The following is a 248-nucleotide window of genomic DNA, read 5'->3' as shown; positions in this document are numbered from 1 at the left end:
AATGGGGATAACTTAGGCGCTATTGGCTTTTGTTTCGGCGGTAAAGTCGTATTAGATATGGCGCGCGTTGGCATGCCGCTCAAGGCAGTTGCGACTTTCCATGGCAACCTAGCGCCTAAACAAGCAGCCGATGACAAGTTCAATGCCAAAGTACTAGTCGCTCATGGCGGTGATGATAGTATGGTCTCTATGGACGCCGTTGAGGACTTCAAAAAAGAGATGGACAACGCTGGTGCTGACTATAGCGT

The 248-nt window shown here is 49.6% G+C and carries 1 protein-coding gene; it reads left to right on the top strand.

Annotation, left to right across the window (positions count from 1 at the left end; all coding sequences use genetic code 11):
• A partial coding sequence (locus tag AAEZ06_RS27945) for a dienelactone hydrolase family protein (RefSeq protein ID WP_350617421.1) occupies positions 1-248 on the top strand: 248 nt, incomplete at both ends.

Source organism: Pseudomonas sp. HY7a-MNA-CIBAN-0227, assembly GCF_040310325.1.
In the GTDB taxonomy this organism is placed as follows: domain Bacteria; phylum Pseudomonadota; class Gammaproteobacteria; order Pseudomonadales; family Pseudomonadaceae; genus Aquipseudomonas.
The sequence above is the reverse complement of the archived record's forward strand: the minus strand, read 5'-3'. Positions and strand labels throughout refer to the sequence as shown.